This window comes from Micromonospora sp. WMMD882, from assembly GCF_027497255.1.
Taxonomy (GTDB): Bacteria; Actinomycetota; Actinomycetes; order Mycobacteriales; family Micromonosporaceae; genus Micromonospora.
Window position 1 is genome coordinate 2,868,782 of sequence record NZ_CP114903.1, and the last position, 14,579, is coordinate 2,883,360.

General features: G+C 74.4%; 10 protein-coding genes. 2 read left to right on the forward strand and 8 right to left on the reverse strand.

Going from position 1 to position 14,579, the window contains the following annotated elements; genetic code table 11:
* Positions 1-13: 13 nt before the first annotated feature.
* The 5 genes from O7606_RS11650 to ftsY all read right to left on the reverse strand — a co-directional run bounded on the left by O7606_RS11650 (position 14) and on the right by ftsY (position 6,223).
* Positions 14-2,293 carry a [protein-PII] uridylyltransferase gene (locus tag O7606_RS11650; protein WP_281599075.1) on the reverse strand — a complete coding sequence of 760 codons (2,280 nt, stop codon included), beginning with the start codon at positions 2,291-2,293 and terminating at the stop codon, positions 14-16.
* A 15-nt stretch (positions 2,294-2,308) separates the two neighbouring features.
* Entirely contained in the window at positions 2,309-2,647 is a 339-nt protein-coding gene (locus O7606_RS11655; protein ID WP_281599076.1) for a P-II family nitrogen regulator, read from the reverse strand.
* Between the two features lie 26 nt (positions 2,648-2,673).
* Entirely contained in the window at positions 2,674-4,032 is a 1,359-nt protein-coding gene (locus O7606_RS11660) for an ammonium transporter (RefSeq protein WP_281599078.1), read from the reverse strand.
* 160 nt (positions 4,033-4,192) lie between these two features.
* On the reverse strand, positions 4,193-5,056 hold the full coding sequence (locus tag O7606_RS11665; RefSeq protein WP_281599079.1) for an aminoglycoside phosphotransferase family protein: 864 nt from the start codon (positions 5,054-5,056) through the stop codon (positions 4,193-4,195).
* A 6-nt stretch (positions 5,057-5,062) separates the two neighbouring features.
* Positions 5,063-6,223 carry a signal recognition particle-docking protein FtsY gene (gene ftsY, locus O7606_RS11670; protein WP_281599081.1) on the reverse strand — a complete coding sequence of 387 codons (1,161 nt, stop codon included), beginning with the start codon at positions 6,221-6,223 and terminating at the stop codon, positions 5,063-5,065.
* A 147-nt stretch (positions 6,224-6,370) separates the two neighbouring features.
* Here ftsY and O7606_RS11675 point away from each other — a divergent pair, with 147 nt between their 5' ends.
* Positions 6,371-8,131 carry an alkaline phosphatase D family protein gene (locus O7606_RS11675; RefSeq protein ID WP_281599082.1) on the forward strand — a complete coding sequence of 587 codons (1,761 nt, stop codon included), beginning with the start codon at positions 6,371-6,373 and terminating at the stop codon, positions 8,129-8,131.
* Positions 8,132-8,166: 35 nt separating this feature from the next.
* Here the strand turns inward: O7606_RS11675 and O7606_RS11680 are convergent, their stop codons facing one another.
* The 3 genes from O7606_RS11680 to O7606_RS11690 all read right to left on the reverse strand — a co-directional run bounded on the left by O7606_RS11680 (position 8,167) and on the right by O7606_RS11690 (position 12,916).
* On the reverse strand, positions 8,167-8,790 hold the full coding sequence (locus tag O7606_RS11680) for an HAD-IA family hydrolase (protein WP_281599083.1): 624 nt from the start codon (positions 8,788-8,790) through the stop codon (positions 8,167-8,169).
* Complete coding sequence (gene smc / locus O7606_RS11685; RefSeq protein WP_281599084.1) at positions 8,790-12,374, reverse strand: chromosome segregation protein SMC; 3,585 nt, start codon at positions 12,372-12,374, stop codon at positions 8,790-8,792. Before smc ends, O7606_RS11680 begins: the two co-directional genes overlap by 1 nt.
* Before the next feature lie 347 nt (positions 12,375-12,721).
* Entirely contained in the window at positions 12,722-12,916 is a 195-nt protein-coding gene (locus O7606_RS11690; protein ID WP_281599086.1) for a hypothetical protein, read from the reverse strand.
* Positions 12,917-13,289: 373 nt separating this feature from the next.
* Here O7606_RS11690 and O7606_RS11695 point away from each other — a divergent pair, with 373 nt between their 5' ends.
* Positions 13,290-14,519 carry a CAP domain-containing protein gene (locus O7606_RS11695; RefSeq protein WP_281599088.1) on the forward strand — a complete coding sequence of 410 codons (1,230 nt, stop codon included), beginning with the start codon at positions 13,290-13,292 and terminating at the stop codon, positions 14,517-14,519.
* The last annotated feature ends 60 nt before the right edge of the window (positions 14,520-14,579 follow it).

Here is a 14,579-nt window from a genome sequence, read left to right on the forward strand (position 1 = left end):
ACCTTCCCCGCGCCTACACGGCGGCGAGGACGGCGGCGTCGATCCGGGCCCGCTCGTCGTCGGACGGCCAGCCGCCGACCAGGTAGAAGGCGTCCACCACGTCGCCGCCGAGGGTGGCGATCCGGGCGGCGCGGACCTGGGCGCCGGCCGCGTCCAGCGCGCTCGTCACCCGGTACAGCAGGCCGGTGGCGTCAGCGGCGCGCAGCTCCAGCACCACCGCGTCGGTGGCCGCGTCCCGGTGCCACACCACCCGGGGGGCCGCGCCGGCCGTCCGGGCCGCCAGCGCCCGCCCGCGCAGCCGCTGGGTGACCGACACGTCGCCGGCCAGCGCGCGGCGCAGGTCGGCGGCGAGCGCCACCGGGTCGGCGGCCAGCCCGTAGCGGGGCTGCACCCGGCACTCCACCAGGGCCCGACCGTCGTGGGTGGAGGCGTCCGCGCTGAGCACCTCCAGCCGGTGCAGGGCCAGGCAGCCGGCCACCGTGGCGAGCAGGCCCCGCCGGTCCGCGGCGGCCACCGCCACCAGGTCGCCGGCCAGGTGGACCACCGGCAGCGGCTCGGCCAGCAGCGCCGGATCGGGGACCGGGGGCGCGGGCAGCACGCCGGTGTCCAGTGCCGTCCGGACCCGGGTGACCAGCTCGGCGACGAGCCGGCCCTTCCAGTCCGACCAGGCGGCCGGGCCGGTGGCCGCCGCGTCCGCCCGGACCAGGGCGTGCAGCAGGTCGAGGGTGGCCGGGTCGCCGACCGCCCCGGCGACCCGGGTGATGGTGACCGGGTCGGAGAGGTCCCGTCGGGTGGCCACGTCGGGCAGGAGCAGGTGCAGCCGGACCAGCGTGCCGATCAGCGCGGCCTCGGCGGGCGGCAGGCCGATCCGGGTCACCACCGCCTCCGCGATCGGCGCGCCGAGCGTGCTGTGGTCGGCCGGGCCGTCGGGCTCCTCGGCCGGCAGGCCCTTGCCGACGTCGTGCAGGAACGCGCCCAGCAGCAGCAGGTCGGGGCGGTCCACCTCGCGGGCGTACCGGCTGGCCTCGGCCGCCGCCTGGACCAGGTGCCGGTCGACGGTCCACCGGTGCACCGGGTTGTGCTGCGGGCGGCTGCGCAGCCGGGGCCACTCGGGCAGCCAGGCGTCGACCAGCCCGTACCGGTCGCAGGTCTCCCAGGCGGCGATCAGGCCGGGACCGGCCCCGAGGAGGGTGACCAGGGCGGCGCGGGCCTCCGGCGGCCAGGGCGACGGCAGCGGCGGGCAGTACGCGGCGAGCCACTCGCAGGTGGCCCGGGCGATCGGCAGTCGGGTGGTGGCCGCGGCGGCGGCCACCCGCAGCGACAGCGCCGGGTCGGGGCGGGCCCCGATCGCGGTCCGCGCCAGCACCAGCTCGCCGTCGTGCTCGACGACGTCCCGGGCGACCGGACGGCGGACCGGACGGTCGGCGCCGGCCCGGCGACGGCTGCGCAGCCGGTCGGCGGCCCGCCAGGCGTCGTCGAGAGCGTGACTGACGGTACGGGCGTCCCCGGCGACCCGGCGCAGCAGGGCGTCCCCGCCGTCGAGGCCGAGCAGCCGGGCGACCCCCTCGCGTTCCTGGGCGAGCAGCCGGTCGACCCGGCGGCCGACCTGCTGGTGCAGGGCGTCGCGGGTGTCCAGCAGGCGCAGGTGCGCGGCCCGCACGGCGGGGCGCAGCGCGTCGGTGAGCCCGGCGGTCGCGATGGCCCGCAGGATGCCCAGGTCACGCAGCCCGCCGGCGGCCTCCTTGAGGTCGCCCTCCAGCAGGAAGGCCAGCTCGCCGTGCGCCTGCCAGCGGCTCTCGGTGGTCTCCCGCAGCCCGGGGAGCTGCCGGACGGCGGTGCGTCGCCACTGGTCGGCGGCGGCGCGGGTCAACTCGTCGGCGACCTGCCGGTCACCGGCCACGTGCCGGGCGTCGAGCAGCCCCAGGGAGACCTTGACGTCGTCCAGGGCGACCGACAGCGCCTCGCCGACGGTGCGCACCGAGTGGTCCAGCCGGAGCCGGGCGTCCCAGACGGGATACCAGACGGCGGCGGCCAGCGCGTCGATGCCGGGCACGCCGGTGTGCACGAGCACCAGGTCGAGGTCGCCGTGGGGCGCGCACTGCCGGCGGCCGAGCCCGCCGACGGCGACCAGCGCCACGCCGGGGGTCGGCGGCAGCAGGGTGGCCAGCCAGCGGTCGTACCGGTCGGCGCGGTCGCGGCGGGCCGCCTCCCCCACGCCGTCGACCCCGTCGACCGGGGGGTCAGCGCCGGGACCGGGGTCACCGGGCGCGTGTTCCGTGGTCGACGGGGTCATGGCGGACGTGGCGGATCAGAGGGCGTCGAGGCCGCGCTCGCCGGTACGGACCCGGACCACCTCGTCGACGGCGGTCACCCAGACCTTGCCGTCACCGATCTTGCCGGTCCGGGCGGCGCCGACGATGGCGTCCACGACCTTCTCGACGTCGATCTCGTCGGTGAGCACCTCGACCCGGATCTTGGGCAGGAACTCGACGGTGTACTCGGCACCCCGGTAGACCTCGGTGTGCCCCTTCTGACGACCGTAACCCTGGACCTCGCTGACGGTCAGGCCGGCCACGCCGAGGGCGTGCAGGGCCTCCTTGACCGCGTCCAGTTGGTACGGCTTGATGACCGCGGTCACCAGCTTCATGTCCAACCCTTCCATGGCTAGAGAAGTTAACCGGCGACCTTTTCGCTTACCGGAGTGGTGGGTTCCGACGCCGCGGGCGCGCTGGGGGCCCCGATGCCCGCCATCGCGAACGCGCCGCCGGAGCTGCCGGTGGACGGCGACAGGTCGTAGCCGCTCTCCGCGTGCTCGGTGATGTCGATCCCGTCGACCTCGGCCTCCTTCGTGATCCGGAAGCCGATGGTCTTCTCGATGACGAAGCCGAGGACGAAGGCGACCGCGAAGGAGTAGACCGTGACGATCAGGGCGCTGAGCGCCTGCACGCCGAGCTGGGTGACGCCGCCGCCGTAGAACAGGCCCTCGTCGGCGACCAGCGAGCTGACCGAGGTGGTGCCGAACAGGCCGATCCAGAGGCAGCCGATCCAGCCGCCGACGAAGTGCACGCCGACCACGTCGAGCGAGTCGTCGTAGCCGAGCTTGTACTTCAGGCCGACCGCGAGGGCGCAGACCACGCCGGCGACCAGGCCGAGCAGGACGGCCGCCCAGGGGGCGACGAAGGCGCAGGCCGGGGTGATCGCGACCAGACCGGCGATGGCCCCGGAGGACGCGCCGACCAGGGTGGGCCTGCCGTCGCGGATCTTCTCCACCACGAGCCAGCCGAGCACGGCGGCGGCGGTGGCGACCTGGGTGTTGAGGAACGCGATGGCGGTGGTCGCGTCGGCGGTCAGCTCGGAGCCGGCGTTGAACCCGAACCAGCCGAACCACAGCAGACCGGTGCCCAGGGCGACCATCGGCACGTTGTGCGGCTTCATGGCCTCGCGGGGCCAGCCGAGCCGCTTGCCGAGCACCAGCACCAGGGCCAGGGCCGCGGCGCCGGCGTTGATGTGCACCGCCGTGCCGCCGGCGAAGTCCAGCGCGCCGAGCTTGGCGCCGATGAAGCCGCCGCCCCACACCCAGTGCGCGACCGGGAAGTAGACCAGGGTCGCCCAGGCCGCCGCGAAGATCAGCCAGCCGGAGAACTTGGCCCGGTCCGAGATCGCGCCGCTGATCAGCGCCACGGTGATGATCGCGAACATCATCTGGAACGCCATGAAGACGTAGAGCGGGATGCCGGTCTCGCCCCACAGGTCGGTCTCGGCCATGAACGTCTTGGTGCCGAGGTACTGACCGACGTCGCCGATCAGGCTGGCCTTATCTTCGCCGAAGGCGATGCTGAAGCCGTAGAACAACCACAGAATGCTGATGAGCCCCATCGCGGAGAAGCTCATCATGATCATGTTGAGTACGCCCTTGGACCGGTTCAGGCCGCCGTAGAACAGCGCCAGACCCGGCGTCATGAGCAGCACGATCGCGCTCGATATCAGCAACCACGCGGTGTTGCCGGTATCGATCGTCGGTGCTTCAGGCACGCTGGCCTCCTAAAGGTGGGGTCCCTCCTTCACGGCTTCCGGGGCAGCGTCGCCCGTACGCCGGTTGCGCGAAAGGTTCCGCCCCGGCTGTTTCGCCTTCGGTCCCGCCCTGGTTTCCGGTCGGTCACGAGTTGTTTCAGACGTGTGAAGAAACGCGCACTTACCGCAGGGCCCACTCGAGGGTGTGCCGTTCGTAGTCGAGCAGGCGCAGATCGCGCATCGGCCGCCGGAGGTGCCCCTTGTGCACGATCCGGACGAACGCCGGGTCACCGGCGGCGGCCATCCGGCGGATGCCCTCGACGTGGTCCACGATCCGCTTGCGGATGGTGCGGATCAGCCGGTGCCGGTCCCGCGGGATCAGCCCGTACGCGTCGGCGAACAACCGCAGCCGGCGCGGCCGGTCCGGCCGCTTCCAGCCGAGGGTGTAGGAGTCCCGGTCGGAGAAGACCGGCACCCAGGTCCAGGCCGCGTACGCCACGTCGTAGATCCGCGCGCCCGGCGAGGCCAGGTCGAAGTCGATCAGCCCGAGGGTGCCGTCCGGTCGCCAGATCACGTTGTGCGGGGCGGCGTCGTGGTGGCAGATCACCTCGGTGTCCGGCGGCGGCGGCCCGAACGAGCGCCAGACCGCGCCCGGCGGCGGCACGAAACCGTACTGGGCGTCGTGGTACATCCGCAGCATGGTCGCCACGGTCACCAGCGCCTCGTCGGTGACCCAGTGCGGGGCGAGCGGATACTCCCCGCACTCCCCCTCCATGTACGACAGGATCTCCCGGTTGCGCTCGTCCATCCCGTAGGCGCGGGGCGCGCCGGTGAAGCCGACGTACTCCAGGTGCCGGAGCAGGGCGTGCACCGACGGCGTCCACGGCCCGGCGTTGCGCCGGACGGTGTCGCCGACCCGGACGACGGTGCTGACGTTCCCGCCGTGCAGCGGGATCTCCTCTGCGGTCACCTGCGGTCTCCCGGGGCCCGGTGGCGGCTGGGGCTGCTCACGCCACCCCGCGTGGACACGGTCGTCACTGCTCACCCGAGGCTACGCGTCCCGGGCGAGCGGCTCGACGCCGAGCAGCGCGTCGACGAACTGGGTCGGCTCGAAGGGCGCCAGGTCGTCCTTGCCCTCGCCCAGCCCGACCAGCTTGACCGGGATGCCGAGCCTGCGCTGGACGGCGATGACGATGCCGCCCTTGGCGGTGCCGTCGAGCTTGGTGAGCGCCACGCCGGTGACGTTCACCACCTCGGTGAAGACCCGGGCCTGCTCCAGGCCGTTCTGGCCGGTGGTGGCGTCCAGGATCAGCAGGGTCTCGTCGATCGGGCCGTGCTTCTCCACCACCCGCTTGACCTTGCCCAGCTCGTCCATCAGGCCGATCTTGTTCTGCAGGCGGCCGGCGGTGTCGATCAGGACGGTGTCCACGCCGGTGGCGATGCCGCGCTTGACCGCGTCGAACGCCACGCTGGCCGGGTCGGCGCCCTCCGGCCCGCGGACGGTCTCCGCGCCGACCCGGCCGCCCCAGGTCTCCAACTGGTCAGCGGCGGCGGCCCGGAACGTGTCGGCCGCGCCGAGCAGCACGCTGCGGCCGTCCGCGACCAGCACCCGGGCGATCTTGCCGCAGGTGGTGGTCTTGCCCGCGCCGTTGACCCCGACGACCAGCAGCACCGCCGGAGCGCCCTCCTTCGGCGCGGTGCGCAGCGAGCGGTCCAGCGTCGGGTCGAGCGCGTTGACCAGCTCGGCGGCGAGCAGGGCGCGCAGCTCGGTGGCGCTGCGGGTGCCCAGCACCCGGGTCCGCTCCCGGAGCCGGTCGACGATCTCCCGGGTGGCGTCGACGCCGACGTCGGCGGTGATCAGGCTGTCCTCGATCTCCTCCCAGGCGTCCTCGTCGAGGTGATCGCGGCTGAGCAGGCCGAGCAGCCCCCTGCCGAGGGAGTTCTGCGAGCGGGACAGCCGGGAACGCAGCCGGACCAGCCGCCCGGCGGTCGGCTCGGGCACCTCCAGCGGCGGGGCCTCCACCACCGGCGGCTCGACCACCACCGGGGCCGGCTCCCGGGTCGGTGGGGCGGTCGGCCGCTCCTCGACCCGGGTGGGCGCCGACGGTTGCGGGGGCGCCGGCCGTCGCCGCAGCCTGGGCGCCACGAGCCCGACCACCGACAGCAGCAGCACACCGAGCAGAACCAGAGCGACCACGAGGTAATCCGCCATGCCGAAATCCTGTCAGATGCCGCCGTGGTCGGCTCAGCCACCGCGCCTGATCCCGGCCCGAGCTGCGACGACGCGCCGGTGACCGTGGGTGCCGGTGGCGTCGACAGGGTAGAAATGGTGAGCCGCTCTCGTCTCGGAGGTGCCGTCATGCCCAGCCCACGCCTGCTCATCGGGCCGTTGCTACGACGGGTCGTCGGCACGCGGGCCACCGTCTGGGTGGAGACCAGCGCCCCCGCGGTGGTCCGGGTCCGCGCCGCCGACGGGGCAGCCGGCAGCGCGCCCACCTTCAGCGCGTACGGCCACCACTACGCGCTGGTGGTGGTGGAGGGCCTGACCCCGGACTCCACCACCACGTACGAGGTGCTGGTCGACGACGAGGTGGCCTGGCCGGAGCCGGGCGACCCGTACCCGCCGTCCATGATCCGGACCCGGGCGGCCGACGATCTCGACCAGCAGGTGCGCCTGGTCTTCGGCTCCTGCCGGGAGACCACCCAGCACTCCACCACCCGCAAGCTCCCGCCGGACGCCCTGGACGCGTACGCCCGACGGCTGATGGCCGACCCGGCTTCGGCAGAGCGTCCCGACCTGCTGGTGCTCCTCGGCGACCAGGTGTACGCCGACCAGACCTCGCCGACCGTGCGTCGGCTGCTGCGCCGGCGTCGGCGACGGCCGGCGGGCGCGCCGGCCGACCAGGTGGTGAGCTTCGACGAGTACACCAAGCTCTACCTGGAGTCCTGGCGGGACCCGGAGATCCGCTGGCTGCTGGCCACCGTGCCGAGCGTGATGATCTTCGACGACCACGAGATCATCGACGACTGGAACACCTCCGCCGCCTGGCGGTCCGACATGCGCGAGCAGCCCTGGTGGGCGGAGCGGATCGGCAGCGGGCTCGCCTCGTACTGGGTCTACCAGCACCTGGGCAACCTCTCCCCCGACGAGATCGCCGCCGACCCGGTCTACGCCCAGGTCACCGCCGCCGACGACGCCACCGCGGTGCTGCGGGAGTTCGGCCGCCGGGTCGACCAGGAGTCCGACCTGACGCACGACACCGAACGCTGGCGGGCGGCGCAGTACCAGTGGAGCTACGCGCTGGACATCGGCCGCACCCGGCTGGTCATGCTGGACAACCGGTGCAGCCGGGTGCTGGAGCCGGCGCGGCGGGCCATGCTGCCGGCCGGCGAGTGGTCGTGGTTCGTCGACCAGGCCCACGGCGTCTACGACCACCTGGTCGTCGGCTCGTCGCTGCCCTGGCTGCTGCCGCCGGGCATCCACCACGTCGAGGCGTGGAACGAGAAGCTCGCCGGATCCCGCCGCCCCTGGGTGGCCGGCGTCTCGGAGAAGCTGCGCCGGGCGCTCGACCTGGAGCACTGGGCCGCCTTCCAGCGGTCCTTCGACGCGCTCGGGGCGCTGTTCGCCCGGATCGGCGCCGGGTCGCCCGGCCAGCCCGGCGACCGGGTCGGAGCCGGCCCGGCGTACGCGCCACCGGCCTCGATCAGCGTGCTCGGCGGGGACGTGCACCACTCGTACGTCGCGCGGGCCCGCCTCGGGGCCGACGTGACGACCCCGGTGCACCAGTTGACCTGCTCGCCGATCCACAACCAGGTGCCGGCCGGGATGCGTCCGCTGATGCGGCTCGGCTGGTCACCGGGGCCGGCGGCGGCGGTCCGGGCGCTGGCCCGCTCGGCGGGGGTGCGCCGTCCGACGGTGCGCTGGAAGAAGCTGGACGGGCCGTACTTCGGCAACGCGGTGGGCATCCTGCTGCACCGGGGCCGGGCCGCCGAGGTGACCATCGAGGGCACCACCAGCGACGGGCGGCTGCGTCCGGTGGCGCGCCAACGGCTGACCGCCCCACCGACCGGCCGGCCGGCCGCCGCCACGGCCAGCGCGACCAGCGCCGCCGGGGGCTGAGCCGTACCGTCGGGGTGGGCGCGGCGTGGTCCGCGTCAGTACGCCAGCGCGGCGCGCACGTAGCGCAGCCCCTCCGGCCCGCTCCACCGGTACGCCGGCAGCCCGGCCACCCGGGCCCCACTGACCATGCGGTCGTCGTCGTCGACGAAGAGCACCCGGTCCGGCGGGGTACGCAGCGCCCGGCAGGCCGCCCGGAAGTACTCCTTCGACGGCTTGTGCACGCCGACGACGGAGGAGTTGACCACCACGTCCAACTCGTCGGTGAGGCCCAGCGCGGCCAGGTCCGCGTCGAGCAGGTCGGTGGCGTTGGTGGCCAGGCCGACCGGGAGCCCGGCGGCCCGCACCTCGCGGACCAGGGAGAGCACGTCCGGGTCCACCTCGCCGCGGTACGCCTGCCACTCGTCCACCGCCGCCCGGGCCCGCTCCCGGTCGTCGCCGGCCGGACCGGCCAGCGCGTCCGCCACGCTGGTCATCCAGTCGGCGTGACTGACCTGGCCGACCAGCACCGGCTGGAGCCGCCCCCAGTGCATGGCGATGTCGGTGAGCACCCCCGGGGTGAGCCCGTGCCGCTGCTCCACCCCGGCCGCGACCGCCGGGTCGAAGCGCCGCAGGACGCCGTCGAGATCCACCAGGAGCGCCGTCGCGCGTTCCCGAGCCACTATCGATTCTCCTCGGTCCGGTTGAGCCGTTGACTGATCACCTGGGTCACGCCGTTGCGCATGGTCACCCCGTAGAGGGCGTCGGCGACCTCCATGGTGCGTTTCTGGTGGGTGATCACGATGAGCTGGCTCTTCTCCCGCAACTGGGCCAGCAACGTGATCAACCGGCCCAGGTTGACGTCGTCCAGGGCCGCCTCGACCTCGTCCATGATGTAGAACGGGCTGGGCCGGGCCCGGAAGATCGCCACCAGCATCGCCACCGCGGTCAGCGACCGCTCCCCGCCGGAGAGCAGCGAGAGCCGCTTGATCTTCTTGCCCGGCGGCCGGGCCTCCACCTCGACGCCGGTGGTGAGCAGGTCGTCCGGCTCGGTGAGCACCAGCCGCCCCTCGCCACCGGGGAAGAGCACCTCGAAGACCTGCTGGAACTCCCGGGCGGTGTCGGCGAACGCGCTGGCGAAGACCTCCAGGATCCGCTCGTCGACGTCCTTGACCACGGTGAGCAGGTCACGCCGGGTGGCCTTGAGGTCCTCCAACTGCTCGGAGAGGAACTTGTACCGCTCCTCCAGCGCCGCGAACTCCTCCAGCGCCAGCGGGTTGACCTTGCCGAGCAGGGCCAGCTCGCGTTCCGCCTTGGCGGCCCGCTTCTCCTGCGCCGGGCGTTCGTAGCGGACCGGTCCGGGCACCGGCGTGCCGTCCCGCTCGGCCGCCGCCACGTCCGCCTGGGTGGGCGGCACCGGCTGGTCCGGGCCGTACTCGCCGATCAGCGCCGCCACGTCCAGGCCGAAGTCCTCGGCGGCCTTCAGCTCCAACTGCTCGATACGCAGCCGCTGCTCGGCGCGGGCCACCTCGTCCCGGTGCACCTGGCTGGTCAGCCGCTCCAGCTCCGCGCCGAACCGCTTCGCCGCGCCGCGCACCTCCTGCAACTCGGCCTCCCGGGCGGCGCGTTCGGCCGCCACGGCGTCCCGGCGCTGCGCGGCCTGCGCGATCGAGGCGGTCAGCCGGTCGAGCGCGGCCCGCGCGCCGCCGGCCACCGCCCGGGCGATCGCCGCCCCCCGGGTACGCGCCGCCCGGCGGGCCGCCGCGCGTTCCCGGGCGGCCCGCTCGGCGGTGGCCTGCCGGCGCAGCGAGTCGGCCCGGCCGGCGATCGAGGAGACCCGCTCCTCGGCGGTACGCACCGCGAGCCGCACCTCCATCTCGTTCTGCCGGGCCTGCGGCGCCATCGCGGCCAACTGGTCACGTTCCTCGGTCGACGGCTCCGCGTCGATCGGGGTGGCCTCCGCCGACCGGAGCCGCTCCGTCAGCTCGGCGAGGGTGGCGAGGTCCCGTTCCCGGGCGGCCCGGGCCCGGGCCAGCGACTCGCCGAGGCGGTCGGTCTCGCCCCGCGCGGACCGGGCGGCGGCCCCGAGCTCGGCCAGCCGCCGGGCGGCGGCGTTGCGGTGGCTCTCCGCCTCCCGCTTGGCGGCGGCGGCGTGCTGCGCCGCCTCCTTGGCGGCGGCCACCTCGGCGCGCGCCGCCACGAGCTGGTCGCGCAGGTCCGCGCTGGCGCGCTCGGCGGCGAGCCGGTGCGAGCGGGCCTCCTCCACGGCCGCCTGCACCTCGATGAAGCTGGGCGCCTTGGCCGAGCCGCCGGCCGCCGCGTACGCGCCGACCACGTCGCCGTCCGGGGTGACCGCGCGCAGCTCCGGGTTGGTGGTGACGACCTCGGTGGCGGCGGTGAGGTCGTCGACACAGACCACGTCGCGCAGCGCCCGGTGCACCGCCGGGCGCACCTGGTCGGCGCACTCGACCAGGTCGGGCGCCCAGCGGGCGCCGTCGGGGAGCTTCGGGCGCAGCGCGTCGGCGGGACCGTCCATGCCGGGCCCGGCGGGGCTGCCGACCAGCAACCCGGCCCGGCCGGCGTCGGAGATCTTCAGCAGCCGCATCGCCTCGACCGCCTCGTCGACGCCGGCGACGGCCACCGCGTCGGCCAGGCCACCGAGCGCGGCGGCCAGCGCCGCCTCGTGGCCGGGGGCCACGGTGAGCAGCCCGGCCAGGCTGCCCAGCACGCCGGGCACCTCGCCAGCACGGGCCAGCAGCGCGCCCGCGCCGTCCTTGCGGCGCAGGCCGATGGCCAGCGCCTCCTCCCGGGCCTTCCAGGTCGCGGCGTCCTTCTCCGCGGCCCGCTCGGCCTCGGACAACGCGCGGACGGCCGCCTGCGTCCGCTCGTGGACGGCGACCGCCTCGGCGTGCCGGGCGTCCAACTCGACGTTGTCCCGGTCCGCCTCGGTGGACTGTTCGGCCACCGCGTCCAGGTCGGCCTGCGCCCGGTCGGCCCGGCTGGACGCGTCGGCGTGCGCGGCGGCCAGCCGGTCGATCTCCTCGCCCGCGCTGGTGGCGCGGGCCTGGGCGGAGTTCACCTGACCGGTGAGCCGGGCCAGCCCCTCCCGCCGGTCGGCGATCGCCTTGGCGGCGGCCACCAGCTCCCGTTCCGCGGCGGCGAGCTGCCGTTCCAGCTCCTGCCGGCGCTCCACCGCCTCGGCGAGCCGGACCTGGTCGTCGGTGAGCGCCTCGCGCAGCTCCTCCTCCTGCTCACGGACCCGCTCGGCCTCGGCGTCCAACTGGTCCGGGTCCCGGCCGGGACGTTCGTCGTCCCCGGTGGCGCTGAGGTGACGCAGCCGTTCCCGGGCCAACTGCTCGATGGAACGGAACCGCTCGGCGAGGGCGGAGAGCTGGTACCAGGTGTCCTGGGCGGCGGCGAGCTGCGGGGCGTCCTCGGCCAGGGCCGCCTCCAGCTCACCGAGTCGCCCCTGCACCTGGGTGTGCTCCTGTTCCACCTGCTCGCGCCGCTCCCGCAGGGCCGCCTCGTCGGCGATCTCCCGGTCCAGCGTGGTCCGCAGGGTGGCCAGGTCGTCGGCGAGCAGCCGCAGCCGGGCGTCGCGCAGGTTGGCCTGGATGGCGGCGGCCCGCCGGGCCACCTCGGCCTGCCGGCCCAGCGGCTTGAGCTGCCGGCGCAGCTCGGCGGTGAGGTCGGTGAGACGGTTGAGATTGGTCTGCATCGCGTCGAGCTTCCGCAGCGCCTTCTCCTTGCGCTTGCGGTGCTTCAGGACGCCGGCCGCCTCCTCGATGAACGACCTGCGGTCCTCCGGCTTGGCGTGCAGCATGCCGTCGAGCCGGCCCTGACCGACGATGATGTGCATCTCCCGGCCGATGCCCGAGTCGGAGAGCAGCTCCTGGATGTCGAGCAGCCGGCAGGTGTCGCCGTTGATCTCGTACTCGCTCTCGCCGGAGCGGAACATCCGCCGGGTGATGGAGACCTCGGTGTACTCGATCGGCAACGCGCCATCGGTGTTGTCGATGGTCAGGGTCACCTCGGCCCGGCCGAGCGGGGCGCGGCCGGCCGTGCCGGCGAAGATGACGTCCTCCATCTTGCCGCCGCGCAGCGCCTTCGCGCCCTGCTCACCCAGCACCCAGGCGATGGCGTCGACGACGTTGGACTTGCCGGAGCCGTTCGGCCCCACCACGCAGGTGATGCCCGGCTCCAGCCTGAGCGTGGTGGCGGAGGCGAAGGACTTGAAACCCTTCACCGTCAGGCTCTTGAGATGCACCTTCTCGATCCTCGTCCCTGCTCGCCCGCCGGGACGGCGGCCCACGGCGTGGCCGCCGTCGGTGACCCGGCCCGCGACCGGGCCGCCCTGGGAGGCCGCGGCCCGGCGACCCCGGCCGTCGTGGGTGACGCCACCTGGTCGGCTGCCGTCCGGTGGGCCGCGCGAGCGTGGTCAGTCCGCAGACTAACCCGTCGCCGGGCGGAGCCGGGCACGCGACCCGCCTCATTCGCCGAGGTGGGAGAGGGACAGGCGGAACAGAGGAGCACACAGAGCAGCGCGCCGGCACAGAATGTGTCGGCGCGCGTTTTCTTTGCTGCTGCGGTGCGGTTTTCGGTGCGACCTGGAGATCAGGTCAGCGCGGGCTCGGCCAGTCGGAGCAGGTCGTCCGCCTCCGCCGCTGCCGCCGCGAGCCGATCGTTCTCGGCACGCAGCCGCGTGATCTCGAACTCCAGAGTCTGAACCCTGGCACGCAGCCGGGTGACCTCGTCGAGCAGACGCCGGTCGGGCGCCGCGCCAACGTGGCCGTACAGGGCCTTCGCCATTCTAAACTCCTTGATATGCGCTGCCGGAAAGGCCGGCCAACGCGCGCCCACTGTTTCGCGGCTGCCACCCCGAAGATAAATTCGGGCATGACCGGGCGCGACTGGCGACACCTATATATTGGGCCGCCAACCCCCCGTTCGTCAAGTTGACGCAGGTCATAGATCATCAAGGCGCCCACCCGCGTGTGCTCAGCGGGTTGCCGAACAGGCACGGACAGTCAGTGTCCGGATGCATCACTCTAACTGCGTACCGTTCCGAAACGGTTACACCACGAGTCTGGTTCGGCTTAACTCTTCCTTAGCCGGATTGCTGCCCCGTCCGCTGCCCACGTAGCGTCACCTCGGCCCGCAACCGACGACCTGGAGGCCAGGAGTGCACGGCTGGACCGACCCGATCGAACCCGAGCCCGCCGCCCGGCGCGCCGAGCCACCGACGGACGAGCCGCCGTACTGGGACAACGGGCGTCCGATGCCCCGCTCGACGTACCTGTTCGGTGACCCGGCGGAGCCGGCGGACGGGTGGACCGACGCCGGCGCGACGCACGACCGCTACCGCCAGCCGGTCGCCGACGAGTGGCGCCCGGAGGACCAGCCACCCGGTCCGCCCGCCCGGCCCGTCACCGGCCCCGGCCACCACCAGCCCTTCGCCCGCCCCGGCCACCACCAGCCGTACGACCAGCCGTTCACCGGGTCGGGCGATGGTCGGCCCCGCGGCCGGGCCGGCTACGACCAGCCGTTCACCGACGGTCACCCGCACCGGTCCCCGGCCGGCCCCGGGCCGGCGGTGAAGACGCCGGGACGGGGCGCCCGACCGGCGGCCCCCGGTGACGGGCGGCACCGCTCCCGTCGGCGGCTGCCCCGACCGCTGCTGATCACCGGCGCCGCGGCGACGGCCACCCTCGTGGTGGCCGTGGGGGTCGGCGCGGCGCTGCTGCCCGGCGGCGACGAGACCGGCGTCACCAGCACGGCCACCTCGACCGGGGACGTGCCGCCGGCCCCACCGCTGCCCGGCGTCGAGCCGCTGCCGAGCGGGTCACCGAGCCCCGGCCCGTCACCCACCACGGCCACGCCGACCCCGTCGCCGAGCCGTACCGCCAAACCCACCCCCGCGCCGAGCCGCGCCACCGCGCCGTCACGCCGCGCCGCCGAGCGGAGCGCCGCGCCGGCGCCCCGCCGCGCCACGACGGCCGCCACCACCGCCGCCGCGGCCCCGGTCACCGGCGGCACCGAGCAGGCGCAGATCGTCGCTCTGGTCAACGCCGAACGGGCCAAGGCCGGCTGCGGCGCGCTGACCGTCGACGACAAGCTGACCACCGCCGCCCAGCGGCACAGCGAGGACCAGGCCGCCACCCGGAAGATGTCGCACACCGGCAGCGACGGCAGCAACGTCGGCGACCGGCTGGCCCGGGTCGGCTACGCCTGGCGGGGGTACGGGGAGAACGTGGCCTGGAACCAGTCCACCCCGGCCGCCGTCATGGACGCCTGGATGAACAGCTCCGGGCACCGCGCCAACATCCTCAACTGCTCCGTCACCGAGATCGGTGTCGGGGTGGCCCGCAGCAACGGCCCGTACTGGACGCAGGTCTTCGGCACCCCCCGCTGACCCGGATCGGCGCCGGGGCAACGGCGCACCGGGTCGGCGGCGGATCAGCGAGCGGCGGGG